Annotated in this window: 30 protein-coding genes and 1 tRNA gene; 16 read left to right on the top strand and 15 right to left on the bottom strand. The window is 63.6% G+C overall.

The features are described 5' to 3' along the window. Positions 1-4 precede the first annotated feature (4 nt). Positions 5-499 carry a hypothetical protein gene (locus tag MTR72_RS23975; protein ID WP_280970949.1) on the top strand — a complete coding sequence of 165 codons (495 nt, stop codon included), beginning with the start codon at positions 5-7 and terminating at the stop codon, positions 497-499. Between the two features lie 46 nt (positions 500-545). Here MTR72_RS23975 and MTR72_RS23970 read toward each other — a convergent pair whose 3' ends face one another. After that, positions 546-929 (bottom strand): VOC family protein, encoded by a 384-nt coding sequence (locus MTR72_RS23970; protein WP_280970355.1) that lies wholly within the window; start codon positions 927-929, stop codon positions 546-548. 167 nt (positions 930-1,096) lie between these two features. Here MTR72_RS23970 and MTR72_RS23965 point away from each other — a divergent pair, with 167 nt between their 5' ends. The 5 genes from MTR72_RS23965 (at position 1,097) to MTR72_RS23945 (ending at position 4,111) form a co-directional block, all read left to right on the top strand. Next, positions 1,097-1,678, top strand: a complete 582-nt coding sequence (locus MTR72_RS23965) for a hypothetical protein (RefSeq protein ID WP_280970356.1) — start codon at positions 1,097-1,099, stop codon at positions 1,676-1,678. Between the two features lie 161 nt (positions 1,679-1,839). Then, positions 1,840-2,328 (top strand): hypothetical protein, encoded by a 489-nt coding sequence (locus MTR72_RS23960; RefSeq protein ID WP_280970357.1) that lies wholly within the window; start codon positions 1,840-1,842, stop codon positions 2,326-2,328. A 148-nt stretch (positions 2,329-2,476) separates the two neighbouring features. Beyond that, a tRNA-Arg gene (locus tag MTR72_RS23955) sits at positions 2,477-2,553 on the top strand. 207 nt (positions 2,554-2,760) lie between these two features. Beyond that, positions 2,761-3,663 carry a sigma-70 family RNA polymerase sigma factor gene (locus MTR72_RS23950; RefSeq protein WP_280970358.1) on the top strand — a complete coding sequence of 301 codons (903 nt, stop codon included), beginning with the start codon at positions 2,761-2,763 and terminating at the stop codon, positions 3,661-3,663. Between the two features lie 109 nt (positions 3,664-3,772). Beyond that, entirely contained in the window at positions 3,773-4,111 is a 339-nt protein-coding gene (locus MTR72_RS23945) for a YciI family protein (protein ID WP_341511190.1), read from the top strand. A gap of 3 nt (positions 4,112-4,114) precedes the next feature. Here MTR72_RS23945 and MTR72_RS23940 read toward each other — a convergent pair whose 3' ends face one another. The 3 genes from MTR72_RS23940 to MTR72_RS23930 form a co-directional block, all read right to left on the bottom strand. Further along, positions 4,115-5,083, bottom strand: coding sequence for an AraC family transcriptional regulator (locus tag MTR72_RS23940; protein WP_341511189.1), 969 nt, complete (start codon positions 5,081-5,083; stop codon positions 4,115-4,117). A gap of 142 nt (positions 5,084-5,225) precedes the next feature. Continuing rightward, a complete protein-coding gene (locus tag MTR72_RS23935) occupies positions 5,226-5,423 on the bottom strand; it encodes a hypothetical protein (RefSeq protein ID WP_341511215.1) in 198 nt (65 codons plus the stop codon). Positions 5,424-5,530: 107 nt separating this feature from the next. Further along, a complete protein-coding gene (locus MTR72_RS23930; RefSeq protein WP_341511188.1) occupies positions 5,531-5,806 on the bottom strand; it encodes a hypothetical protein in 276 nt (91 codons plus the stop codon). A 304-nt stretch (positions 5,807-6,110) separates the two neighbouring features. Between MTR72_RS23930 and MTR72_RS23925 the strand changes: the two genes are divergently transcribed. Beyond that, entirely contained in the window at positions 6,111-6,572 is a 462-nt protein-coding gene (locus MTR72_RS23925; protein ID WP_341511187.1) for a host attachment protein, read from the top strand. A gap of 39 nt (positions 6,573-6,611) precedes the next feature. Here the strand turns inward: MTR72_RS23925 and MTR72_RS23920 are convergent, their stop codons facing one another. Then, positions 6,612-6,875: a hypothetical protein gene (locus tag MTR72_RS23920; protein ID WP_280970363.1), complete on the bottom strand. Its 264-nt coding sequence runs from the start codon at positions 6,873-6,875 to the stop codon at positions 6,612-6,614. A gap of 291 nt (positions 6,876-7,166) precedes the next feature. Here MTR72_RS23920 and MTR72_RS23915 point away from each other — a divergent pair, with 291 nt between their 5' ends. From MTR72_RS23915 to MTR72_RS23905, 3 genes are all read left to right on the top strand, one after another. Then, positions 7,167-7,613: a hypothetical protein gene (locus tag MTR72_RS23915; protein ID WP_280970364.1), complete on the top strand. Its 447-nt coding sequence runs from the start codon at positions 7,167-7,169 to the stop codon at positions 7,611-7,613. A 104-nt stretch (positions 7,614-7,717) separates the two neighbouring features. After that, positions 7,718-8,590, top strand: a complete 873-nt coding sequence (locus MTR72_RS23910) for a DMT family transporter (protein ID WP_341511186.1) — start codon at positions 7,718-7,720, stop codon at positions 8,588-8,590. Positions 8,591-8,696: 106 nt separating this feature from the next. After that, on the top strand, positions 8,697-9,440 hold the full coding sequence (locus MTR72_RS23905) for a hypothetical protein (protein ID WP_341511185.1): 744 nt from the start codon (positions 8,697-8,699) through the stop codon (positions 9,438-9,440). Positions 9,441-9,492: 52 nt separating this feature from the next. Here the strand turns inward: MTR72_RS23905 and MTR72_RS23900 are convergent, their stop codons facing one another. The 3 genes from MTR72_RS23900 to MTR72_RS23890 all read right to left on the bottom strand — a co-directional run bounded on the left by MTR72_RS23900 (position 9,493) and on the right by MTR72_RS23890 (position 10,756). Continuing rightward, a complete protein-coding gene (locus MTR72_RS23900; protein ID WP_341511184.1) occupies positions 9,493-9,744 on the bottom strand; it encodes a histone in 252 nt (83 codons plus the stop codon). Positions 9,745-9,798: 54 nt separating this feature from the next. Beyond that, positions 9,799-10,008, bottom strand: a complete 210-nt coding sequence (locus tag MTR72_RS23895; RefSeq protein WP_341511183.1) for a hypothetical protein — start codon at positions 10,006-10,008, stop codon at positions 9,799-9,801. Positions 10,009-10,096: 88 nt separating this feature from the next. Then, a complete protein-coding gene (locus MTR72_RS23890) occupies positions 10,097-10,756 on the bottom strand; it encodes a peroxiredoxin (RefSeq protein ID WP_280970368.1) in 660 nt (219 codons plus the stop codon). Between the two features lie 383 nt (positions 10,757-11,139). Between MTR72_RS23890 and MTR72_RS23885 the strand changes: the two genes are divergently transcribed. Next, entirely contained in the window at positions 11,140-11,712 is a 573-nt protein-coding gene (locus tag MTR72_RS23885) for a hypothetical protein (protein WP_341511182.1), read from the top strand. A gap of 57 nt (positions 11,713-11,769) precedes the next feature. On the opposite strand, the gene MTR72_RS23880 is transcribed toward MTR72_RS23885, so the two are convergent. Together MTR72_RS23880 and MTR72_RS23875 are read right to left on the bottom strand one after the other, a co-directional pair. Beyond that, positions 11,770-13,623, bottom strand: a complete 1,854-nt coding sequence (locus MTR72_RS23880; RefSeq protein ID WP_341511181.1) for an alkaline phosphatase family protein — start codon at positions 13,621-13,623, stop codon at positions 11,770-11,772. A 678-nt stretch (positions 13,624-14,301) separates the two neighbouring features. Next, a complete protein-coding gene (locus MTR72_RS23875; RefSeq protein WP_341511180.1) occupies positions 14,302-14,589 on the bottom strand; it encodes a hypothetical protein in 288 nt (95 codons plus the stop codon). A gap of 280 nt (positions 14,590-14,869) precedes the next feature. On the opposite strand from MTR72_RS23875, the gene MTR72_RS23870 reads away from it, so the two are divergent. Further along, positions 14,870-15,307, top strand: coding sequence for a hypothetical protein (locus MTR72_RS23870; protein ID WP_341511179.1), 438 nt, complete (start codon positions 14,870-14,872; stop codon positions 15,305-15,307). A gap of 12 nt (positions 15,308-15,319) precedes the next feature. Here MTR72_RS23870 and MTR72_RS23865 read toward each other — a convergent pair whose 3' ends face one another. Then, entirely contained in the window at positions 15,320-16,162 is an 843-nt protein-coding gene (locus MTR72_RS23865) for a GNAT family N-acetyltransferase (protein ID WP_341511178.1), read from the bottom strand. A gap of 108 nt (positions 16,163-16,270) precedes the next feature. Between MTR72_RS23865 and MTR72_RS23860 the strand changes: the two genes are divergently transcribed. After that, positions 16,271-16,975, top strand: a complete 705-nt coding sequence (locus tag MTR72_RS23860) for an SDR family oxidoreductase (RefSeq protein ID WP_280970374.1) — start codon at positions 16,271-16,273, stop codon at positions 16,973-16,975. 10 nt (positions 16,976-16,985) lie between these two features. Here MTR72_RS23860 and MTR72_RS23855 read toward each other — a convergent pair whose 3' ends face one another. Continuing rightward, positions 16,986-18,041, bottom strand: a complete 1,056-nt coding sequence (locus MTR72_RS23855; protein WP_341511177.1) for a serine hydrolase — start codon at positions 18,039-18,041, stop codon at positions 16,986-16,988. Positions 18,042-18,389: 348 nt separating this feature from the next. Between MTR72_RS23855 and MTR72_RS23850 the strand changes: the two genes are divergently transcribed. Next, a complete protein-coding gene (locus MTR72_RS23850) occupies positions 18,390-18,779 on the top strand; it encodes an ArsR/SmtB family transcription factor (RefSeq protein ID WP_341511214.1) in 390 nt (129 codons plus the stop codon). Beyond that, positions 18,779-19,270 carry an SRPBCC family protein gene (locus tag MTR72_RS23845; protein WP_341511213.1) on the top strand — a complete coding sequence of 164 codons (492 nt, stop codon included), beginning with the start codon at positions 18,779-18,781 and terminating at the stop codon, positions 19,268-19,270. Before MTR72_RS23850 ends, MTR72_RS23845 begins: the two co-directional genes overlap by 1 nt. Before the next feature lie 160 nt (positions 19,271-19,430). On the opposite strand, the gene MTR72_RS23840 is transcribed toward MTR72_RS23845, so the two are convergent. Continuing rightward, positions 19,431-20,405 carry a Bug family tripartite tricarboxylate transporter substrate binding protein gene (locus tag MTR72_RS23840; protein WP_341511176.1) on the bottom strand — a complete coding sequence of 325 codons (975 nt, stop codon included), beginning with the start codon at positions 20,403-20,405 and terminating at the stop codon, positions 19,431-19,433. Positions 20,406-20,441: 36 nt separating this feature from the next. Continuing rightward, positions 20,442-21,320, bottom strand: coding sequence for an IclR family transcriptional regulator (locus MTR72_RS23835; RefSeq protein WP_341511175.1), 879 nt, complete (start codon positions 21,318-21,320; stop codon positions 20,442-20,444). A gap of 191 nt (positions 21,321-21,511) precedes the next feature. Between MTR72_RS23835 and MTR72_RS23830 the strand changes: the two genes are divergently transcribed. Then, positions 21,512-22,348, top strand: a complete 837-nt coding sequence (locus MTR72_RS23830) for a hypothetical protein (RefSeq protein WP_280970378.1) — start codon at positions 21,512-21,514, stop codon at positions 22,346-22,348. A 5-nt stretch (positions 22,349-22,353) separates the two neighbouring features. On the opposite strand, the gene MTR72_RS23825 is transcribed toward MTR72_RS23830, so the two are convergent. Further along, positions 22,354-23,559 (bottom strand): ABC transporter substrate-binding protein, encoded by a 1,206-nt coding sequence (locus MTR72_RS23825; protein WP_341511174.1) that lies wholly within the window; start codon positions 23,557-23,559, stop codon positions 22,354-22,356. Positions 23,560-23,561 lie beyond the last annotated feature (2 nt).

Below are 23,561 nucleotides of genomic sequence, written 5' to 3'. Positions count from 1 at the left end.
GAACATGACCCACTGGATCGATTCCGGCGGCGATGAGCCGCGCCTGTACGGTACGCGTCCCACGAATTGCGAAGCAGACCAGGTTGGCAGCGCGGCGACACGCTGGAGAAGTGTGTGCAGGCTCGGCTGTGCGTTCCTGCTCGTCGCCCTCGCTGTCCCCTTGGCGCACGCGCGCGACCGCGGCCAATTCGTCAACACCAATGCCGAATTGAAGGCCTGGTTCGACGGACTGCGAAGCGGCAAGGGGCCATGCTGCTCCGATGCCGACGGTTCGGCGATCTCGGACTCCGACTGGGAGAGCAAGGACGGGCACTATCGTGTCCGCGTCCCGCGCTACGGCTATGTGACCGGCGGCCAGCCGCAGGAGCTCGTCTGGGTCGACGTACCCGAGGAAGCCGTGATCTCGGAGCCCAACCGGGTTGGGCGCACGATGGTCTGGCCGATCTACGGCTATACGGGCGTCACGATCCGCTGCTTCATGCCGGGAAGCATGACCTAGCTCGGCGCGCGACAGCTCTCGTGTCCGATACGGCCGTGCGGCGTCGTCAGGCGTACTTCTTGTCGCGCTCGAGCAGCTCGATGGAGATGCCTTCCGGGCCGCGGATGAAGCAGATGCGGACGCCGGGCCGGATGGTCGTCGGCTCGCGCGTGAACTCAACGCCCTTGGCCTTGATCTCGGCGGCGACGGCGTCGATGTCCTTCACTGTGAGCCCGAAATGGTCGAGGCCCTGATGGGGATGCGGGGGCGGCGGGCTGACGGCGCCTTCAGCCTCCAGCGGTGCAATGAAGATCTTGGCGCCGCCAAGGTTCACGTCGATCCGTCCCGGAGCGCGCACGATCTCGCCACCGAGGACATCCCGCAGCCAGGCCGCCGTGGCCTCCGGATCGGGGCTGCGCAAATGGACGTGGTCCCAAGTGACGACTGGCATTTCATTTCCTCCCGACCGGGGCTTGCGATGTTGCAGTGCATGTTAGCGATCCCGGCCGATGATCGCCACCGTCCTTCCCGGAATCGCTTGTGCGCGGGAACCATAGTTCGTCTGCTGTATTAAGGTAAGGAGTGGCCGAATCCATTATCGCTATCGGTGACGCAGCCATGAACGCAGGGTTTGGCCGGGTCGGGTTGAGACGCTTCGCTGGGGTCGGCGATCGCTTGGCGCATGCGGCGACAATCGTGAGCGTCTCATTTGGCCGAAGCCTCCTATGGTTGCTGGCAGCACTTGTTGTCGGATGCGGTGTTTGGATGCTGATGCCGGCCAAAGGCAACGGCGCTCAAGGCGAGCCGGGAAAATCCGAGTTGGCGGCCGTCGATCCCGCGCCGGCCATATCGCCCTCGGCGAACCAGGATGCAACGTCCGCGACGGTTTCCGGCGTACAGGCGGCGGCGGAGCTCGATCGCCTTCGGATTTCGTCGCAGACCTGGCGACGCGGCGGGCTTGGCTCGAAGGCGCTGGTGACCTTCACCCTGCGAAACGACAATGATTATGCCGTAAGAGATCTTAAGATCGTCTGCGCCTTCACCCGGCGCGACGGCAGCCATCTGACCGATCGCAGCCGCCTGCTTCGCGAAACCGTGAGCATGAAGAGCCGCAGGACCTTTGTGCGCATTCCCATCGGCTTCATCAACGTTAATGCCGATCAGGCCACATGCTCGGTGATCGCAGCGCGGCGTGCGTGAAGGGGCGGATGTCCCGGTAGCGGAAAAGTTACCGCCATGTCCGTGTTCGTCAAAAAACCTGGCGTTGCCGTTGAACCGAACGGCCTATCTTGAAACCAAATTAAAGGATCGCCAGTTAAGGCGCAGTGCTCGCGCCTGGAAGCGCGCGCGGAGCGGTGCCAATGCCCATCTTTCGGTATTTCATGTTCGTCGGTGGAGCGTTGCTCGCACTGCTGTTGGCGGCGAATTTCATCTGGCCGACGCCGGCTGCGACGTCGGGCATCGCGAGCGCAAGCAACGACCCGCCGCTGATCCGTATCCGGTCGGATCGACATCTGCCGGAACGTGTCGTTCTCGATACCAGCAAGCCGACGATTGCCCCTCCTGTCGTGCAGGCGGCCGCGGTTGCCGCGCCGCAACCAGCGCAGGCGAACGCGTCACCCGGCCTGAACGAAATGTCGGCGAAAGCGCGGGTACGCGAGACCTTCGCCCAGTTCATCCCGCCCGGGTCAAAGGCCGAGGCAACATCGGTCAAGAAGACCGACGCCAAGGCGCAGGCCTCGGTTCAGTCCAAGCGCAGGGTCGCCAGGGCCCGGCCGGCGCAGTTCGCCAGACCGATGATGCTGGTGGCGCAACAGCCGCATTTCGGCTTCTTTAACACGACTTGGTGAGCGCCTCCGCTGCCCCAGCGGGGGGCCGACAGGGCTTTTTATTTTCAAACCTCTCTGCTAAGTCGAACGCATCCGAGCGACGCGCTCGGTGCTGGTCCGCTGGCACCGAACGAGCATGTCTCGGTTGTGGCCCGGCCATCGGGCCGAAGCGCTCGTAGCTCAGCTGGATAGAGCATCGGATTTCGATTCCGAGGGTCGGGAGTTCGAATCTCTCCGAGCGCGCCATTTCGGTCCGCAGTTCGCCGCGACACTCTCCACCCAACAAACCATCGCTCCGCGCCCGCGCGCCGGCGTGCGCCATCTCCGCCGATTATGAACATCGCCGGCATCCATCCCGGCTGAGCGCGTTGGAACCCGCCCTTCTGCGTTGTCACGCCGATCGGGGGGCCATTCGTCATAGTTATGGGGAAGTGCGCCAAGGAAATGTGACCGATGAACGAACAGGAATGGCTCACCGAGCAGTTCGCAGCTCATCGCACTCAATTGCGGAAGGCCGCCTACCGGATTCTTGGCTCGATGGGTGAGGCCGACGACGCCCTACAGGAATCCTGGCTACGGATCAGCCGCGCCAACGCACATGGCGTCGAGAATATGGGTGGATGGCTGACGACGATCGTCGGGCGGGTGTGCCTGGACATGCTGCGCGCGCGAGTCCGCAAGTCCAGGCGTGAGGAGTCCTTGGACTCGTTCGGGCCGGACGCGGTGACGAGTGGTGGGAATGTGATCGATCTCGAGCAGGAGGCGATGCTCGCCGATTCCGTCGGGCTGGCATTGCTCGTCGTCCTGCAGAGATTGCCACCAGCGGAGCGGGTCGCCTACGTCCTGCATGACATGTTCGATCTGCCCTTCGACGAAATCGCGTCAATTGTCGGGCGGTCTGTCGAGGCGACTCGCCAGCTTGCGAGCCGTGCGCGCCGCCGTGTTCAGGGAGGCAGGGCAGTTCCAGAGGCCAATCAGGCTCGCCGGCGTCAGATTGTGGAAGCCTTCCTCACAGCGTCTCGCGCCGGCGACTTCGCTGCCCTGGTCGCCGTGCTCGATCCCGACGTGGTGCTCCGTGCGGACGAGACCGCTGCACGCAGCGGAGTCGCAATAGAAATTCGCGGTGCGTCAACGATTGCCAGACGGGCGCTTGCGTTCTCGGGGCGCGCGCCGGCGACACGCCTTCTGCTCGTGAACGGTGCCGTTGGAGCGGCGTGGTTTCAAGACGAAGAACCCGCCATCATCTTTGCCTTCACTGTCGACGATGCGAAGATCGTTGAGATCGAGCTCATCGCCAATCCCGAAAGGCTTCGCAGCATCGACCTGGCAAATCTCGATGAGCAGGGGTCTTCATAAAAGACCGGGCTCCTGAGGCGTCCTGTCACGAAGTGGGAGCTCTCTTTCGTCAATAAGGTATGGGCTGATGCCGAAGCCCAGGTTCGAGCAAACCCTGGAGATCAACGCTATGAAATATCTGATGCTTATCTATCAGCCGAAGGACTTCGACGCGAAGGCGCTCACTGAAAGCGAGTATAAGGCTGTGGCGGCGCAATACGCGGCCGTGACCGCGATGCCCAACGTAACGCCGGGACTGCCGGCTGGTCTGCCGAAAGACGCTGTGACCGTTCGCGTGCAAAACGGTGAGACGGTGACAGCGCAAGGCCCCTACCAGGAACGCGCAGTGGGAGGTTACTTGGAATTCGAGGCCGACACGATTGACGCCGCGATCGAATTGGCCGCCCGCATCCCGGCTGCCCGTTTGGGGGGTGCCGTTGAGGTTCGTCCGGCCCAGAAATACTGGTAGGAGCTACGGGGTCTGAATCCTGGCCAACCGGCTGCGCGCCAGCGTCTCCGACGGCGCTTCGTTGAAGGTCGCGCGATAGATCGCGGCGAATTCGCCCATGTGGTGGAAGCCGTGGGCACGGGCGCAGCATGCGACGGTCAGGCTGCCGCCGCCTCTCAGGAGCCGGGCGCGGGCCGCCCACAGCCGCTTTAGCCGGATGTACTGGTGCAGGCGCATCCCGCGCAGCTTCGAAACGGCGCCGCCCAGTGTGCGCGTCGAGACGCCAAACTCGCTGGCGAGCCTCGCCGTATAGATCGGGGCGGTCGGATGGGCGGCGACATAGTCGTCGAGCCGCTTGACGAGCCTTGACGACCGCGCGTGCGCGATCCGGTTATCGCCGATTGCGCGCGGATCCACATGAAACAGCTCATCGACAGCGAGCAGCAGCCCCTCCTGAATCTGCGCGGCAAGCTCGGGAATCGCGAACAGGCCCGGTTCCGCGCTGGCGGTCCGAAGGATGTCGAGAATGAGCTGGCGCACATGCATCAGGGCGGCGCGGTCCGGGACATAGGATTGGATCGTGTCGGCCCGGTCGAACCAGCCGCGGTCGGTCAGACCGGGCGATAGGATGATCATCGCGTGAAGGTTGATTGCGGGCTCGATGAAATGGCAGTCATCGTTGCCGCGCAGTGCAACGAAGAAGCGCGAGTCCAGGTCTTCGCCGTTGAGAGTGGCGCGCACATCGTCTGTCAACGGCAGGATCACCATCCCGCCGGGCGCGCGATAGGCCGTATCCAGGATCCGCGCAAAGGATCTCATCACGATGATCCAGCACGCCGGCAGGCAAACGACCGCACGTGCCGCCGCGAAATGCGCGACGTCGAGCGGAATGCTCCTGGCATCCTCCATCAGCTCCGCCGGCCGGAACGCATCGACCTCAGTAAAGGTCGTCAGTTGCAGTGCGGAGGAGGGCGCAAGAGCACTGAACAACATTCGTCTGGCTCACAGCCGTTTCAATGACGCAAATCATATCAATGCTGAAGAGTCTAGATTCCGTAAACCGCGGAGCAGTGCCGTAGTAGTGCGGTGTGTCCGAGGCGGGACGCGGAGACGCCCGATGGATCCGTCCCGCTCTCTAGCGCTCCCGGGTCATCGGCCGGCCCGAAGCGAGATCGATGAAATGGACTCGCGTGCAGGCGGGACAGGTGAATGCCTCTAAACTCCGCCCCTGCAGTTTCGGCTGCTTCTCCAGATAAGTTTGCACGTTCATGCCCGTCTGGGGACATTGGAAAACGATGAAATCCGCCATCAGCGCAAGCTGCCGCAGCGGCATTTTCTTGCTTTGATCTAGATCAGTTTTGGAATTGGTCTACGCGCAGATGGCGCAGCCGGGATGCGTCTCCTCGCAAAAGCGAAGGGGCCCGAAGGCCCCTTCAAATCTCACCAGCGGCGATAGCCGCCGTAATAGCCGTAATATCTCGGACCATAGTATCTCGGACCGTAGTAGGGCGCGTAATATCGCGGACCGTAATACGGGGCGTAATAGTTCGGCCGCCACCAGCAGCGTCCCCAGGCATTGCAGACCATGCGGACCTGCTCAATGTCAGAGACCTGCGGCGCTGGCGCAATCGGCGCAATGGGCATGGCGGACGCCGCCGGCGATGCCATGATGGCACCGAACAGGGACGCGGCAACGAGGCCAATCTTAAGCTTCATGATGTCTTCCTCCGCAAACGCGATCCAAGATATCGAAGAGGGTTCTGATCAAATTGTGGCGGAACCGAAATGTAATGCTGATGAACAAAGCTTCAGCAATGTCGCCGCGGGCCTGATCAGGCGGCGCGGAAACCGTCCCAGGTCTGGGCTCATAGCCATCCTTGATCCCGCGCAAGTCCGAAGTCCGGCTTCGCTCGTAGTCTTGTCGCCGTGAGCAGTCCGTCGAGGACTTCGAAGGGCATCACGGGCGGTGGAGCCCACATGGACCAGAGGGCCACGCCGGCATGTTGTTTGGAGCAGTTCAATGAACAAGATGAGAATCGACAAAGGCGACTGGCTCGTCGTGTGCGACGGGCGCAAGGCACTCATCCTGGAAAATCTTGGCGACGAGATGTTTCCGAACCTGCGTACCCGCGAGGTGCATGAGCACGCCAACCCATCGACCAGTGCGCAGGGGACCGATACGCCTGGCAGACTCCATGCGTCAACGGGCGGTGCGCGCAGCGCGGTCGAGCAGACCGATTGGCACGACGAGGCCGAGCGTGCGTTCCTGCGGACGCTGGCCGAGCGGCTCGATATCGCAGTCAGTTCGGGCGAGACTTCGGCGCTGACCGTGGTGGCCTCGCCGCGCGCGCTGGGCATGATCCGTGCCGACTACTCGGAGGCTGTCCGCAAGGCCCTTCAGGGCGAGGTCGGCAAGGACCTCGTCAAGCTGCCGGTCTACGAGATCGAGAAGCAGTTGCTGCTGTCGGGAGCCGCCAAATAAGACATGAAGCAAGGCTTGCCGGCAGGAGACGGGCGCCCCTCAGAAGCAGGGGTGTCTGCGGCCATCCTGGCCGATATAGCCGGCTGAGCCCTGGTAGCAGTGGTTGTTCGACGGACCGTCGTAATAGGCGAACCTGCCCTGCGTGACGCCGGGGCCATAATTGTGCAGGTAGCTGATCGGATAGGGCAGCGGGTGGGTGTAATGGCGGTGGTGCCGGTGATGCACCCGGGCTTCCGAGAGGCTGGGGGCAAGGACTGCCGCCGACAGGACGGCGACCGCGGCAACAAGCTTCAACCTGCTCATCTCGATTCTCCGGAACCTGCGCTAACGGACCTGCCACTTATAGCCATTTTGGGCCGGCTGGGCACCATCCGGAGGTCGAAAATCGCCTCCGATCGCGGTTATTCCGGCCGGGTGTGACCCAAAAGCCGGGGAGCGTCCGCGGCCCTGCCCATTTTTGGCCTTTTCGAGATGCTTAACGAATTCCCCACACAAGTGTGACCAAAGAGAATTCCGTCAAGATTCCTTTAGCCGGCCCCTTGGGGGGAGCTCTTCGAGGCCGGCTCATTGCAAGGCTGTCGCCGTCACTTTGCCATGCGCATCACGCCCTTAAGCCTGCTGTTGCTCTCCGTGATCGCCGCCACGCCTGCGCGGGCCGATCTGCACATCACCCGTGACCACGGCGGCTATGTCGAGGAGTACAAGGCCAAGTACAAGCGCGTCCGTGACAAGGGCGAGCGGGTCATCATCGACGGCATCTGCAATTCGGCCTGCACGCTGGTGCTGGGCATCGTGCCGATGAACAAGATCTGCGTGACGCCCCGTGCGAGCCTCGGCTTCCACCAAGCTTATTACGACAAGGCCTTCACCTTCGGCATCAAGGTCACCAGCGCCGAAGGGACGTCCGATCTGATGTCGTACTATCCCGACACGGTGAAGGACTGGATCCGCCGCAACGGTGGGCTCACCACCGACATGAAGAAGATCAAGAACGGCGTCGAACTCTGGAAGATCATCGATCCCTGCCCGACCGAATGGTGAGGGCCTGAGCCGCACCCGCGCTCTTGTCCACCCTGCAGCGCAGCATCCCGCAAAGCTGAAAATCGCATTGCCGCACAGCCCCCGGTCGGGCAATGAGGGCGGCAATGAATCATAGTCAAGACTCCCCGGCCGCACGTGCAGCGCCGATCCTGTTCGTCGTGCTCTGGAGCACCGGATTCATCGGCACCAAATACGTCGTCAACAACGCCGATCCATTGACCTATCTCGCGATCCGCATGGCTGTGGTCGTCGGCCTGATGGTGGTGATCGCCGCGATCGCCCGTCCAAAGTGGCCGGATCGCATCGGCATTGCCCACAGCGCCGTCGCCGGGATTTTGGTTCATGGCTTCTATCTCGGTGGCACCGCGATCGCGATCGCGCACTCGATTCCGGCTGGGCTCTCCGCGCTGATCCCGGGACTGCAACCGATCCTGACCTCGACCATCGCCAACCGCTGGCTTGGCGAGCGGGTCACGCCTTTGCAATGGGGCGGCCTGGTGCTCGGCCTGGGCGGCGTTGTTCTGATCCTGCACAACCGTCCCATGACGGGCGAAGCCGGTCTCGGCTGGCTCGCCTCGGTGGTCTCGCTGATCAGCATCACGCTCGGCACGCTTTATCAGCGGCGCTACTGCAACCACATCGACTGGCGCGCCGGCAACCTCGTGCAATACGCCGCCGTGACGATTTTCTTTGCGATCGGCGCCTTCCTGTTCGAGGACCGCGTGGTGCACTGGACGCGGGAATTCGTACTCGCACTCGCCTGGCTGGCCGTGGTGCTCTCGATTGGATCGATCGGGCTCCTGTACTGGTTGATCCGCCATGCCGCAGCGACCTCGGTTGCGAGCCTGTTCTATCTGGTACCGGCCGTCACCGCGCTGATGGCTTATGCGCTGTTCGGAGAGAGGCTGGACGCGCTCGCGATCGCTGGCGTCGCGATCTGCGCGGCGGCGGTGTTTCTGGTCAACCGGCGCTTCTAAGGTCCCGGGAGAGCCGGACCCCGGCAATACATCCCTGACGTGTACCGCCCATCCGTGCTAGGCTGGCGCGGCTTATTTCAGTTTCCCATTCAACTTGGTGATTTCCATGAAGAGAGCCAGGCGTGCACTGCTCGGCAGGTCCCTGAAGCCGGTTCGGATTGCCTGCATCAATTACGCGGAGGAGATGATCAGCGACCGGGCTATGGGCAAGCTCACCGCCGCGCTGCAGAAGTGCTACGACGAGCACTTCCTGCCGGTGTGGGGCTATCCGATCGATCTCTACGTTACGTATAAACCGAAGCAGACGGATTGGCAGCTCGTCTATTTCGACGATGCCTCCCACAAGAACATGCTCGGACGCCACGAACTGACGCATCGCGGCCAGCCGATCTCAAAGATCTTCGTCAAGGCACTCGGCGATGAGCCGGTCAGCATGGCGGCCTCGCACGAGCTGTTCGAGATGGTGCTCGATCCCATGGCCAATCTGTGGGCCGACGAGAGCAGGCACACCCAATATGCCTACGAGGTCTGCGATGCCGTCGAGGAGGAGTTCTTCATCGTCAGCGGCTTCCCGATGTCGAACTTCGTCTATCCGTCCTGGTTCGAGCCGTTCGAGCATCCGCGCGGTACCAAGTTCGATCACAAGGGAACGCTGAAGGCGCCGTTCTCGATGACTGAGGGCGGCTACGTGATCAAGAAGGTCAACGGCAGGCGGGTGATCAAGGCGTTCGGCTCAGCCGAAAAGCGGCGGCGCTTCGCCAAGGAGGATCGGCGCGGCCACAGGAGCGAATTTCGCGATCCAAAAGGGAAGCACCACCCGGGCCGGCGCGCGTCCACGCGACGCGGGTAGAGCGAACCCTCCGGGCGCGGCGCACCCGGAGGCCTTCTTCTCGAGGTTGCGATCAGCGCCTGGCCTTCCTGGCCTTCTTTTTCTTGGCGGTTTTCTTTGCCGCCTTCTTCGCGGTCTTCTTGGCCTTCTTCGAAGACTTCTTGGCTTTCGCCTTGGCGGCCTTCTTCGGCGCTACTTTTTTCGCAACCTTCTTGGCGGCCTTCCTGCCTTTCTTGACGGCGGGGACAGCGGCGTCGTTGGTTGCCTCCACCGCGGTGGTGATCGTCTCCATCGCCTGTTCGGCTATCGGTTTCTCATCGTCCATATCGTCCCCCAGGGTTTGAACGGAGCGCTGACGATAACGGGATTCGAAATTGTGTCAAAGCAACGCACAACCTTTGCGGATCTTCGCATAGGCTAACGCGTGCTCGCGCAGCACCGGATTGAACGCGTGGAAGTGGGGGGCGATTTCACCGCACTGGCGCCGCTCAAGCACTGGAGCTGGCCGGTCGCGTTCGCCGACGTCGGCGCGCGCGGTGGTGACCGCGATCTCATCGACCGCTGGTCTGTCGGCGGCCGAGCTGGTCATTCCGGGCGGTGCGCAACACCCATCCCGGGTTCGCGCTTTGCGCGTCCCGGGATGGCGACTGGCGGTTGTCTTGCGCAACCGCAGCACGTCACTTCGGCTGCGGCACGATCCTAATGTAGGGCTTCGGCTCCTTCCAGCCCTGCGGATAGATCGTCTTGGCCTCGTCGTTGGAGACCGAGCCGGCGATGATGACATCCTCGCCCTGCTTCCAGTCGGCCGGCGTCGCGACGCGGTGCTTGGCGGTCATCTGGAGCGAGTCGATGGAGCGCAGGATCTCCTGGAAGTTACGCCCCGTGGTCATCGGATAGACCATCACCAACTTGATCTTCTTGTCCGGGCCGATGACGAAGACGTTGCGGACGGTCTGGTTATCCGCCGGCGTCCGGGTGAGGGGATCGCCCGAGGTCGAGGCCGGCAGCATCTCGTAGAGCTTCGAGACGTTGAAGTCGGTGTCGCCGATCATCGGGTAGTTGGGGGCGGCGCCCTGCGTCTCCTTGATGTCTTCCGACCACTTCGCGTGGCGATCGACCGGATCGACCGAGAGGCCCATCAGCTTGACGCCGCGTTTGTCGAATTCGGGCTTCAACTTTGCGAGCGCGCCGAGTTCGGTCGTACAAACCGGCGTGAAGTCTTTCGGGTGCGAGAACAGCAAGGCCCAGCTATTGCCGATCCAGTCGTGGAATTTGATCTTCCCTTCGGTGGTCTCGGCTTCGAAGTCGGGGGCGGTGGTGCCGATTGGGAGTGGCATGGTTCTACCTCATCGCATTGAATTTACTGGTAAATTTTCCAAGGCCGTCAAGCTCAGTATATGAGCGTGAACGGTACAAGTGAACCGGCTCAAGTAAAATGTGAATTCCTTCTTTGAAGGACCGATTTTCTAGCATCTTTCTGATAGAGCCGCGCCTGCGGCGAAACAACCCTACCCGGAGGGACGCGGTCTAGATTGCCCCGATAATGCCCTTTATGACCAGCATTACGCGGGCCTCGACTTTTGCTGGAACCGAAATGGTCCTGACAGCGACTAATCGGCAACCATCGAGAAAAGTCGCGATCCTCCTATCGAATCGTTAACCACTCGTTCAGGCCCCGCATGGAAATGCTGGTCGATCAGAAGAAGTTTGGAAGTGAACTATGTCTGCCGTTGCGCCTAACTCCGTCGAGCCTCCCTCTCTCGAACCGTCTTGTCGCGATACCGCGGCCCATGCGCTGACCATCGTGCGCGACGGCGTGATCACGGGTGAGGGCCCGACCACCAAGGGCAGGGTGCATTTCTCCCGCTCGCTCGACGCCGATGACACCGCCTGGTGCACGCGCATCCTGACCGCTGCCGCGGTCAACGACCAGCCGATCAGCCGCGCTGAGGCCGAAGTCCTGTTCGAGATCAACGAGGCCGCGACCGAGCGCACTGATGGTGGCCGGTTCGACGACCTGCTTGCCAAGGCCGTTGCCCATTATGCAGCGAACGCCTCGGGCCTGCCGGTGCCGCCGCGCAGCGTTGCGCTGTCGCCGGACACCGACATCGAGAGCTGGGCGCCATCCTACGCCGCCAAGGTCAACAGCGAGATGCTGGAATGGATCGCCGGCCAGATGCGCGGCAAGCGCCACAACAACCGTCGCCTGATGGCGATGGTGGCGACCTTCCTGGGCGCCACCGCGCTGCCCCTGGCGGGCCAATTGCCGAACGTGTTCGACATCGGCATGTAAAGCTTTGGGCGTGTGAGATTTTCGTGCCTCTCGTGAGGACGCGATGAAGCGGCGGGGTTATTTCCCCGCCGTTTTTTGTTTGCCGGCCTCCGGCTCAAGCCCGAGCGTGCGACCGGGGAAGCCGGCGGCGTCGAAATAGCGCTGGCTGCCGACGCGCTGGAAGTTGAGGACGGTCTGCAGTCCGTTCTCGGACATCTTCGACTTCTCCACGGCCTTGTACGCCTTGGGCACGATGCCGTTAGGCAGGGCCTCCGACATCACCCGGCCGACCAGGCCCCCATTCTGCGACCTGCGCAGCCCCATGATCTGGGCGGCGGTCATGCCGACGTCGGCATTGCTGACCGGCAGCTCGTCGACGAAGCCGGCTTTGAAGTCCGGCCCGATCGCGGCCATGAAGTTCATGGTGTCGCCGCGGCTGAAGCTGCCATGCATGCCCTGGCCCTGGCGCAGCACGGTGTCGGCCACCTGCACCGAGCAGTTGGTCGGCGCCTCGCCGCAATCGCTGGCATAGGAGCGGAAGTTGACGACGATCGCCGGCGTCGGCGTCGCCGCCTTGCCGCGCAGGTTGATGCTCGACAGCGGCAGTGTGCCGGGGAAGCGGCCGAGGGAGTCGTCGACGAACAGGCCGGAGACGTAGTCCTGCTCGAGCAGCGCCTTGACGGTCTTGGCTGCCAGCTTCTTGTCCTTGTTTGGCAGATAAACCAGGTCCGAGCCGCCATTGGTGGCGACGACGAGATCGGGCTTGGTCGGGTCCTTGCCGAGCACGCCGTTACCGGCCTTCGGATGCTTGTTGCCCTCGACCTTCGCATTCTTGTCGTTGGGATCGAACAGCGGCAGGTCGAGCGCCTTGGCGAGGTCGAGCGCCAGAAAGCCCATCGGCAAAAAGTCCTTCGGCGTGTCGTCATAGCTGACCTTGGCCGAGGGGCTGGTCTTGCTCTCCTTGGAGATGGTCGAGAAGCCGTGGTCGGCCTGGATCATGATGTTGGTGTTCGCGGCGAGCCCGAGCTCGTCCAGCGCCCTGCGGATCTGGGCGAGGTTGTTGTCGGCGTTCTTGATGCTCGCCATCGTGCTCGGGCCGTTGATGCCGGGCATGATCTGATTGAGGCTGTCGCCCTGGTTGTGCTGGGTGCCGTCCGGATCGCGCGACCAGAACACCAGCACGAACGGCTTGTTGCGTGCCTTGAACATCGGCAGCACGGCCTTGGTCGCGACGTCGGCGAGGTAGGCCTGCTGCGCGACGTTGGCGACGGTGGTGCCGGGCGTCTTGGCGTCGCCGGCCTTGGCGTTGTCGCCGCGCGAGGGAGTGGCGAGGGGCAGACCGGCCTTGGTCAGGGCCTCTTTCATTTCGTCCGACAGCGCGACGCTGTTCTTGCCGCCGGTGGCGTCGTCGATGACGATCGAATGATTGCCCGGCTTGTCCGGATGATCGGTGTGGTCGAACTGATAGGTCGGACCGACTTTGCCGATGGCCGCCGTGCTCAGGCCCTTGTCGCGAGCCATCTTCAAAATGGTCTCCTCGTTGAGATAGTCGCCCTTGAAGTGCTCGTCGATGTCGCCGAGAACCGCATCGTTCTCGATGAAGGGGACCACGGTATCGCCGGCGGGCACGGACGTGTAGTTGGTCCAGATCGTGTTGGAGAACACGCCGGTGTCGCCGAGATAATGGCCGGTCGATATCGCCGAGCCGTTGGCCATGGTGAAGGTCGGAAACAGCGAATGGGGGTTCTTGAAATTGACGCCCTTGTCGCGGACCTCTGCCATCGCCGGCGCCGTCTCGGGAGTGACCTTCAGCGCGCGCAGGCCGTCAGGGATGAACAGGATCAGGTTATGAGGCGTGTTGTTCTGCGCGGAGGCAAGTCCGGTGGACAGCACTGTCAATCCGGCGGACAGCAACACCAGTGAACGGCGCATAGATCTCTCCCAGCAGTGAGGCGGCTCGGCGACCGATCGCGGCCGCTGCCTTCGTTTAGTTTTGCTGCATGACAGTTTTGTTACAAGAGCGAAGAGGGATGCAAGGGGGGTGGGGAGGGCGCCGCGCGATGTCTGGCGGCGGAGCAAGGTGTTGGCTGGGTGAGTGGCGGTGCTCTGTTAGGAGCATACGGCCATCCGCAACTTCGGCGTCGTCCTCACTTTTCGACGATGCGCAAATAGCGCAATCCGCTTTCACGAGCATCGTCATTGCGAGCGCGGGAAGCAATCCAGACTGTCGCAGCGGGACGACTATGGATTGCTTCGCTGCGCTCGCAATGACGGAGTGTGCGCAACAGCGTCGCTCTTTCAATTCTCATCGCCAACTGCGGACGTATCCTTGCGGCTCGTTTCGCGTGATGATCGCGATATCCGTCTCTGCGGCGACCGGAGTGCGCAATCAATAGCATAGTTTCAAAATTCGAATAATCAGTATTAGTTGTCGTCGACGTCTTGACGCCGGACTCGTGTTTTGGCCCGCCGTCACTCAGATCGGCAATTCAACGAACACTATCCTGAGAAACGCAGGACATGCTGGACTGGCTGCGCAAACAACAACATGGCCGCTGAAACGCGAGGGCCCACCGTCCGCTGGACGGTGGGCCTGGTGGCGCGCCGATCTTACCAGTAGCTATAGCGACCGCTCAGCGTGCCGTTGTTGTTGCCGCCGGGGCCGACGTCACCTTGCGTCGAACTCGGCGTCGGATGGTTGGTGCCGTTGAGCGGGCCGTACGGCGCCGCAGGCCCGAGGTAGTACATTGGGCCCGGCCGCACCGGTTCATAGGCGGGGCCGCTGCGCTCCCATCCCACGCCGTTGCCGTTCCAATCGTAGGCCTGGGCCGACGCGGCGGTTGTACCCGCCATGAGCGATGCCGTGACCAGGCATGCAAGTTTTGCCTTACGTTGCATCGAGATGCTCCCTTGCTGTGTCGGGCCCAACGACCGCAATGCAGCAGCGTTCCGCCGCATCCGGTCAACTCGATCAACTCGCGATCAACAGGTTATGAGACGCGTTCACGGAACGACGTCTTGGCAACGCCCCGGCGGCAGGACGGGCGCGTCTTGCCCGCAGGGCTCGCTCTGTTAATCCCGTTCCTTAACCAATAATTAATTATACGTTTGCGGGGGAGCTGCGGACCGGCCTAGCGTGCAGTGGGGAGCTGCCGTAGCCAACGAGTTGGTGCGTATCATGACCTATAAATTGCATGGGGCGTTGCTCGCCTTGCTCAGCGCAGCCGCGCTGCTCCTTAGTCCGAACGAGAGTGTTGCCAGGCCTGCGATTGCCCCCGCCGCGCCGCCGGCGGTCGGCCGTCCAGCGATCGTGCCGCCCGCAGCCCGGTTCCACCACCGGCGGAACAATCCATTTGTCTACTGGCCGGGCGGGGGCGGGTTCTACTACGACCCCGGCATGACCAACCAGCCCTTCGTCGATGCGGCGCAGCCGCCGCAGTCCACCGACGTGCGCTACACCTACACCTATGACGTCCCCTGGGACTGGGCGCATCGTTTCCCGCCGAACGTCGTGCCGTCCGACCGTCCGTATGTGCCGAGCTGCCCATCGGAGACGGTCACCGTGCCCGGCCGCGGCGGTGGCGAGCACACCGTCAACATCATGCGCTGCTACTGAGCGGCGGATTCTCTAGCCCAGCTCGAAGCTGGTCACGCCGAAGATGCGGTCGAGCTGCAGTGGGCGGATCGGTCCGGTATACATCCGCGCGGTCTCGAACACCGGCGTGAGGCCGAAGGACTCGGCCAATGCAACGGCCTCGCCGTTGATGGCGGGGACGTCGAGAAAGACCTCGCCGCTGCCGGCGCTTGCGAGCAGGGCCCGCAGGATCGTATCCGCGCCGGCGCGATCGTCGGCGACGAGCGGGCCGATCTTGCGGCCGGTCCGGCACGGACGGATCACACCCCATGCCGCAAGCCGGCCGTCGCGCATGAGCGCGCGACCGATATGGCCGGGTGCATCGATCCAGGCACGCAGGAACGCGCGGCGCGGAGCGGGGAAGACGGTGGCATCGTCGGCCTCCACCACTGCTAACGGGATGTTCTCGAGCGCGACGACACCAGCCGGCGGCGAAGGCGGGGCCGCGACGGTGCCGCCGTGGCGGATATTGGCGTAGGCAAGCCGGAAGCCGGATTTTTTGTAATTGTCCTGCTGCGCCACAACGCCGTCGAGCCCGATGACGCGGGATCCCGCATGCGCGATCGCCGCATTCCAGATGCGCAGGCCGTGGCCCGCACCGCGAAAGGCGGCGCGCACGATGTAGAAGCCGAGAAAGGCGAAGGTCTCGCCATAGTTCACGCAGGAGACGGTCGCGACCGGCTCGCCATCGATCTCGCCGAGGAAGAAGCCTTGCGCATCGGGGACGGCGAAACAGGAGGCGTCGGCGAGCCCCGGATTCCAGCCCTCTGCGGCGGCCCAATCGACCGCGAGGGAAGTCTCCCCGGGGCGCATGTTGCGGATCTGCAAGTCGCTCATGATGGTGGCCTGTTGCGATGGTGGACCTATCGGCAATTCTGCTTGTAGAAGAGCCGATGATAGGCCGGGCCGTCGGCTCGCCTCAACGGTATCGCAAGGATGATCGTCATGGCAGCGGAAAAGGTCGCACTCGTCACCGCAGGCGGCAGTGGCATGGGGGCGGGGGCTGCGCGGCGGCTCGCCGGCGACGGTTTTCGCGTCGCGATCCTGTCGTCCTCCGGCAAGGGTGAGGCACTGGCGGCCGAGCTTGGCGGCTTCGGCGTCACCGGCTCGAACAAGTCGAGCGACGATCTGAAGCGGGTCGTCGACGGTGCGCTTGCCAAGTGGGGACGCATCGACGTGCTCGTCAACAGCGCCGGCCACGGACCGCGCGCGCCGATCACGGAGATCACCGACGAGCAGTGGCATGCCGGCCTCGATACTTATCTGCTGAACGTGGTCCGTCCGACACGGCTGGTCACGCCGGTCATGCAGGCGCAGAAGGGCGGCGCCATCATCAACATCTCGACCGCCTGGGCGTTCGAGCCGAGCGCGATGTTCCCGACCTCGGCAGTGTTTCGCGCAGGCCTGGCCGCCTTCACCAAGATCTTCACCGACACTCATGCGGCCGACAACATCCGGATGAACAACGTGCTGCCGGGCTGGATCGACAGCCTGCCGCAGACGGACGCGCGCCGCGACAGCGTGCCGCTGAAGCGCTACGGCAAGGTCGAGGAGATCGCGGCGACGATCTCGTTCCTGGCCTCGGACGGTGCGGCCTACATCACCGGACAGAACATCCGCGTCGACGGCGGACTGACGCGATCGGTCTGACGCCGTTGTCTCAATGTGACGCGACCAGCCGCGCGAGCGTAGGCAGGATCTTGTAGCGCGCGATCTCGTGCGGATAGTCGCCGCGGTTGGCCAGCAGCGCGATGCCGAGCCGTCGGGCCGGGACGAGGCCGATATAGCCAGAGGCGTTGTTGAGGCCGCCGGGCTTGTCCACGACCGTGAGACCGGGAAGATGCACCGTCTCCCAAGCCATGCCCTGTCCGAATTTCTCGTCGACGCGGAAGGCTTCGCGCTGCGTTATCTGGAGGGCCTCGCGCAGTTGCGGTTCGATCGATCGGCCGTCGACGCAGGCAGCCATGAGGCTCGCCAGATCCCGTGCCGAGGAAAACATCTGGCCGGTGCCGGGGACATCGAAATAGCTCTGCTGGTTGCCGGGCGGGCCGATCGCCATGCCCTGGTCCGAATAACCCTGGACGACGCGCCGCATCCGCGGCGCGTCCATGACGGCGCGGTTGTCTGCACCGCGGTCCGGGATGGACGTCGCTTTCATGCCAATCGGCATCAGGACGCGGCGCTCGATGAGCTCGCGGATCGGCTTGCCGTAGCAGCGCTCGAGCACGAGCTGGAGCAGCACGTAGCCGGCATGGCTGTAGATGCGCTGTTTCCCGGGCGCCGCGTCCGCAGGTGGCGCGAAGGCGTCGAGCATGCCGATGAACTGCTCGCGCGTGTACGACTCGTTCGGCCATGGCGGATGGTCGGTCGGCAGCAGCAGGCCCGAGGTATGGGTGGCGAGCTCGCCGACGGTGACGCGGCGAATGTAATCGCCGGTGAGCTCAGGCAGGTATTTCGACACACGATCGTCGAGCCGCAACTCGCCGCGCAGCGCGCCGAGCGCCACCAGCGTCGCCTCGAAAGGCTTTCGCAAGGAGGCGAGATTGAACAGCGTATCCGACGTCACGGGGAGTCGGGTCGTGTCGTCGGCAAAGCCATAGTTGAAGAATTCGACGTGGCGTCCGGCATAGAGCGCGGCGGCGAGGCCGCCTGGATGGTCCGGCGTCGCGGTCGGTGCGAGCTCGGCCGCAACGATGTCGCGCATCAACGCAATCATGTCGGAATCCGCGGCTGCGCGGCGCGGCCGGGCGAGGCAGATCGCGAGCGGTACGAGTGCAGCCCGGGCGAAAGTTCGCCGGGTGAGACGTGTTGATGTGACAAAAGACGGCACGGTCCGAATGTACGATGCGATGCGCCCCCGCTTCGTCTTACAGGGAAGGACCGCGCATCCCAACTCACGTTTGCGCGCTGTGGGTTCCGCATGACGGCCGTCGTTCAGCTTCGTCGCGCGAATGGAGCGGAGCGAAATCCGCGCTCGGAGTGGATTCGCGGCCGATAGAATTTTACTTAGCCGATAGGATAACAATTGTTGACGCTGCCCGGCGCATCGCCTATAGTTAGCTACATGGCTAACCAATTGACCGGACTGGATCAGATCTTTGCAGCACTCGCCGACCCGACCCGGCGGGCGATCGTGATGCGGCTGTGCGCGGGCGAAGCATCGGTCGGCGAGCTCGCCGATCCCTTCGACATGGCGCTGCCGAGCTTCATGAAACACATCCACGTGCTGGAGACGAGCGGCCTTGTGCAATCGGAGAAGGCAGGCCGCGTGCGCACCTGCCGTCTCAAACCGGATGCACTTCTCGGTGCGGAAGACTGGTTCCAGCAGCAGCGTGCGATCTGGGAGGCGCGGCTCGACCGGTTCGAGGCCTATGTGATGAAGTTGAAGAAAGAGAAGGAAAGGGCGGCTGCAAAGCGGCCGTCCCGAACAACCAAACGGAAAGGTTCTAAGTGATGACGAATTCTGCCAACCCTGCTTTGTCGCAATGGTCGCTCGACCGCGAGATCGTGATGTCGCGCGTGATCGACGCGCCGCGTGCGCTGGTGTTCGAGGCGTGGTCCGATCCAAAACATCTGCCGCAATGGTTCGGCCCGAAGGGGTTCAAGATCGAGACCCATGAGATCGACGTGCGCGTCGGAGGCGTCTGGCGTTTCAACATGATCGGCCCCGACGGCACGGTCTATCCGAACCGCATGCGTTTCCGCCGCATCGAGCGGCCGCATCTGATGGAGATGGACCACGGCGTGGACAAGGACGATGATCCCGGTCTGTTTCGCTTCACCATCACCTTCGCAGAGCAGAGCAACGGCAAGACCGTGCTGACGCTCCGGCAATTGGCATCGACCACGGAGCAGCGCGATGCCATGATCGGCTTTGGCGCCGTCGAATACGGCTACCAGACTCTCGACAAGCTCGCGGCCCATGTGGCGACGATGAAGGGCTGATTGCGAACCCTGGAATCTCCAAGTTCGGCGTCCTCGCTCACAGGCGATTCGCGGAAACAGATGCGGCCCCGGCGAAAGGACCTCGCCAGGGCTGCGCTCGCGCGCGCATCCTGTCACGGCGCGCGACTGATGATCCGACTATCGCCGCGGGACGTTGAATTCACTCGCCCTTGAGGCCGGCGTCGCGGATCAGCGCGCTCCATTTGTGCGTCTCGGCGTCGATGAACCGGCTGAATTCGGCGGCCGTGGTCGCGTGCACCTCGAGGCCTTGGGCAGAGAGCTTTTGCTTGATGTCGGCGCTATCGAGCACGCGCAGGATTGCGGCTTGAATACGATCGACCACGGACTGCGGCGTCTTGGTCGGCACCATGAAGCCAAACCAGCCGGCGGCGATCACGTTGGAAAAGCCTTGCTCGCGCAGGGTCGGCGCCTGCGGGTAGAGGGCGCTGCGCTCGCTGGAAGCGACGCCGAGCACGGTGAAATTGCCGCTCTGGATATAGGGCAGAGCGGTCGGCAACGCTGTCAGCGTGGCATCGACGCGCCCGGCGAGCAGCTCGGTGTAGGACGCTGCGTCGCCGCGGAAGGGAATGTTGAGGCCTTTAACGCCGGCGTCCCTGAACAGGAGCTCGCCGGCGAGCTGTGGCTGCGAACCGGCGCCGGGCGAGGCGAAGGTCAGTCCGTCCGGCTTCGACTTGCCGTAGGCGATCAGCTCAGGCAACGTCTTGAACGGCGCGTCCGCGCTGATGATCAGGAACAGCGGCGCGATCACGGCCATGGCGACCGTCTGCAGGTCCTTGCGATCATAGGTCAGCTTGCCGAACAGCGCTTCGGCGGTGGCGTAGGGGGCTGCGACATAGAGGAGCGTGTAGCCGTCGCCCGGTGCGTGCGCGACCAGATCGTTGGCGATGCGCGTGCCGGCACCGGGCTTGTTCTCGACGATGAACTGCTGATGCAGGTTCCGGCCAAGCTCATCGGCGAACAGGCGCAGCGAGATGTCGTTCGATCCGCCCGGCCCATAAGGCGAGATCAGCCGCACCAGTCGCGAGGGCCACGCATCTTCAGCGCGCGCGGACAATGAAACAGCGGGCAGCGAGACGGCGAGGGTGCCCAGCAATGTTCGGCGCGTCATGATCATGGTGGCCTCCCGGACGTGGAGTGCCAGTTGCGTCGTTCATGGCCTGGCCCTCTTCTTGTTTTGTTTACGTGCTTCGATCGACGGCCCCGCAGCGTTGACAATCGCACGGATGTTGTCGGCAAGGGCGGCGATCCGCGGACCGATCTCGCCCTCCAACTGACCGGGCTGAAGCCGGAACGCGGGGATGCCGCAGTTGATGGAGAAGGACTGTTTCAGCTCGCGCGCATGAAACAGCGGCGCGGCGACGGCATGGATCGAGGCGATGTACTCGCCCCAGCAGGCGCAGAAGCCGCGGCTTGCGCATTGCGCGAGGCCCGCGCGGTAAGTGTCGCGGAACGCCGACCACAGCTCGGCGTCTTCGTTCTTGATACGCTCTTCCAGGAATGCGGCGTCGGCCGGCGGCAAGGTCGCCGCCGCGGCGCGGCCCATTGCCGTCATCACCACGGAAATCGGCATGCCGATGTCGGGGACGTGCGGTCCGACATCGCCGGAGCGCGCGGTCTCGACATAGATCATGGAGGTGCCGTCGAGCAGGCCGATCGACACGGTGCCGCGGACGCTTTGCGCGAGCTCCTGCATCATCGGGCGCGCGACCTGGCGGAATTGCATGTCGGCCAGCAGCGGATGCGCCATCCGCAAGGCGCGCGCACCGACGCGGTATTTCGCGCGCTCGGCGTCGTAGCGGAGATAGCCGAGCTCGGCGAGCGTGTGGGTGAGGCGCGCGACAGTCGGCCGCGGAATGCCGGTCAGTGTCGACAGCTCCATGTTGCCGAGCAGCGTCGTTCCGGCCTTGAACGCCTCGAGCACCACGAGACCCTTTGCGAGAGTCGTGGCGAAAGCTGCGTCATCGGCACTCTCGGCCAGCACTGCGGCAGCGGATGAGGAGGTCTGTTTGGACCTGAGAGTTCGAGCCATACGGAATTAATGAACCCGCCAGGCCTATCTGTCCAATAATTTCGCCAATCAGCCAAAATTGTCCAATATGTGCGCAGGCCAGGGAGACGGCCGCAAAGCACGTCAACGCACAGATATTTGTCGTGATTCCATGACGTCCTGTGACAGGATTGTTACGACGACATGTCAAATCGATAACAGCGGAGCGGTTCATGCTGCAGTGGCAGGCGCGGTCAAATCCCCTCGCGTGGTGGTGGGGGGCCCTGACGCTGGTGAGTGCCGCCAACATCCTCGTCTGGTTCATGCTGTACCGCGAGTTCTACCCGACGCCTTCGGCCAGCGTGGGCGGCGGCTCCGACATCGGGCTGATGTTCCTGCTCTGCGCAGCCTATGTGTTCGGCTGCGCCTTCCGCTCGGTGCTGCCGCGCGCCGACGTGCAGCGGATCTGTTTGTTCGACACCTGGCTGTCGAGCGTCTTCGTCGGCCGCTCGGTCGCAACCGTCGCAGAGGTCTGTTTCGCCGCGCAATGGGCCATCATTCTGCACCAGCTCGGCGGCATGGCGGGCGCACAGACGACCATCAACATCGCGCTCGTGATCGTGCCTGTGATCATCATTGCGGAGTGTTTCTCCTGGTACGCGGTGCTGACCACCAACTATCTCTTCAACGCCATCGAGAACTCGCTATGGGCGGTGACCTTCTTCCTGGCCGGAATCGCGCTGTGCCGCTTGATGCCAGAGTTTCAGGGCCCGGTGCGCTGGGCGCTGATCGCCGGCATCGTCGGCATCGCCTGCTTCCTCGCCTTCCTCGTCACCGTCGACGTGCCGATGTATCTCAGCCGTTGGCGGGCAGGGCATGCCGAGGGCAACAAGTTCCTCGGCTTCCTCGAGGGCCTGCATGACGTCAGCACGCGCTGGGTGGTGACCCACGACATCGCGCACTGGAAGGGTGAGCTTGCCTGGATGGCGCTGTATTTCAGCGCCGCGGTGTGGTCGAGCCTTGCGCTCTGCGCACTCTATGCGATGGAAATCACGCGCTATCTCGCCTGATCGGCCTACTTGCCGACCAGGCCGCACTTGCTGCGGTCGAGCGGGCGGAAGGCCTGGTCGGGCGGGATCGTCGCGACCAGCTTGACGAAGTCCCAGGGGCCCCTGGATTCCTCGGGCGTCTTGACCTGCACCAGATAGAGATCATGGACCATGCGTTGGTCCTCGCGGATGCGGCCATTGGTGGTGTAGGCATCCGACACCGGCGTTGCCTTCATCTTCGCCATCACGGTCGCGCTGTCGTCGGAATCGCTGTCCTTCACGGCTTGCAGATAATGGCGCACCGCGGAATAGACGCCGGCCTGGATCTGTGACGGCATCGCCTTGCGGCGCGCATAGAACGCATCGGAGAAGCGCCGGGCGGCGGGCGAGACATCCTCGAAGAACGAGGTGACGATGAGGTCGCCGCGGGTCGCCTTCAACCCAACCGACTCGATGTCGACGTTCTGGAACGACATCGGCACGATCTTCATGCCTTGCGCGGCAAGCCCGAATTCTTCCGCTTGCTTGATCGCGGTGGCGTTGTCGCCGGCGACGTTGATCGCGAGAATCTTTGCGCCCGACGACTGCGCCTGGAGCAGGAACGAGCTGTAGTCGGGCGTGCCGAGCTGCGCCCTGACGCTGCCGGCGACCTTGCCGCCGAGCTCGGTGATGCGAGCGCGCGCGGTCGACTCGATCGAGTGGCCGAAGGCGTAGTCGCCGGTGATGAAGAACCACGGCTCCTTGCTGGTCTGCATGATGCCGGAGACCACGGCGGTCGCGGTGGAATAGGCGTCCTGGGTCCACTGCACGCTGCTCGGCGTGCAGGCTTCATCGGTGAGCTGGTTGGCGCCGGCGCCCGAGACGAGGAAGATCCTGCCATTGCCGCGCACCAGCTCCTGCACGGCGAGCGCCGCCCCCGAGCTGCCGCCGTCGGCGATCGCCTGAACGCCGTCGCTGAACCACTTTCGTGCGAGGGACGATGCGAGGTCAGGCTTGTTCTGGTGGTCGGCCTGCAAAATCTCGATCGGCTTGCCGTCGATCTTGCCGCCGAACTCTTCCGCCGCCATCCGCGCCGCCTCGACCGAGCCCGGGCCCATTGCGGTCGCGAATACGCCGTTCATGTCGGTGAGGACGCCGATGCGGATCGCGTCGCCCTTGATCTCGGCGCGGGCCGCGGAGCCAGCGAGCGCGACCAGCAGGGTGGCGGCGGATGTCATGCGGATTGTGCCCATGT

Source organism: Bradyrhizobium sp. ISRA442, from assembly GCF_038085055.1.
In the GTDB taxonomy this organism is placed as follows: Bacteria; Pseudomonadota; Alphaproteobacteria; order Rhizobiales; family Xanthobacteraceae; genus Bradyrhizobium.
Note: the sequence above shows the minus strand (reverse complement) of the source record. Positions and strands in the feature narration are given on the sequence as shown.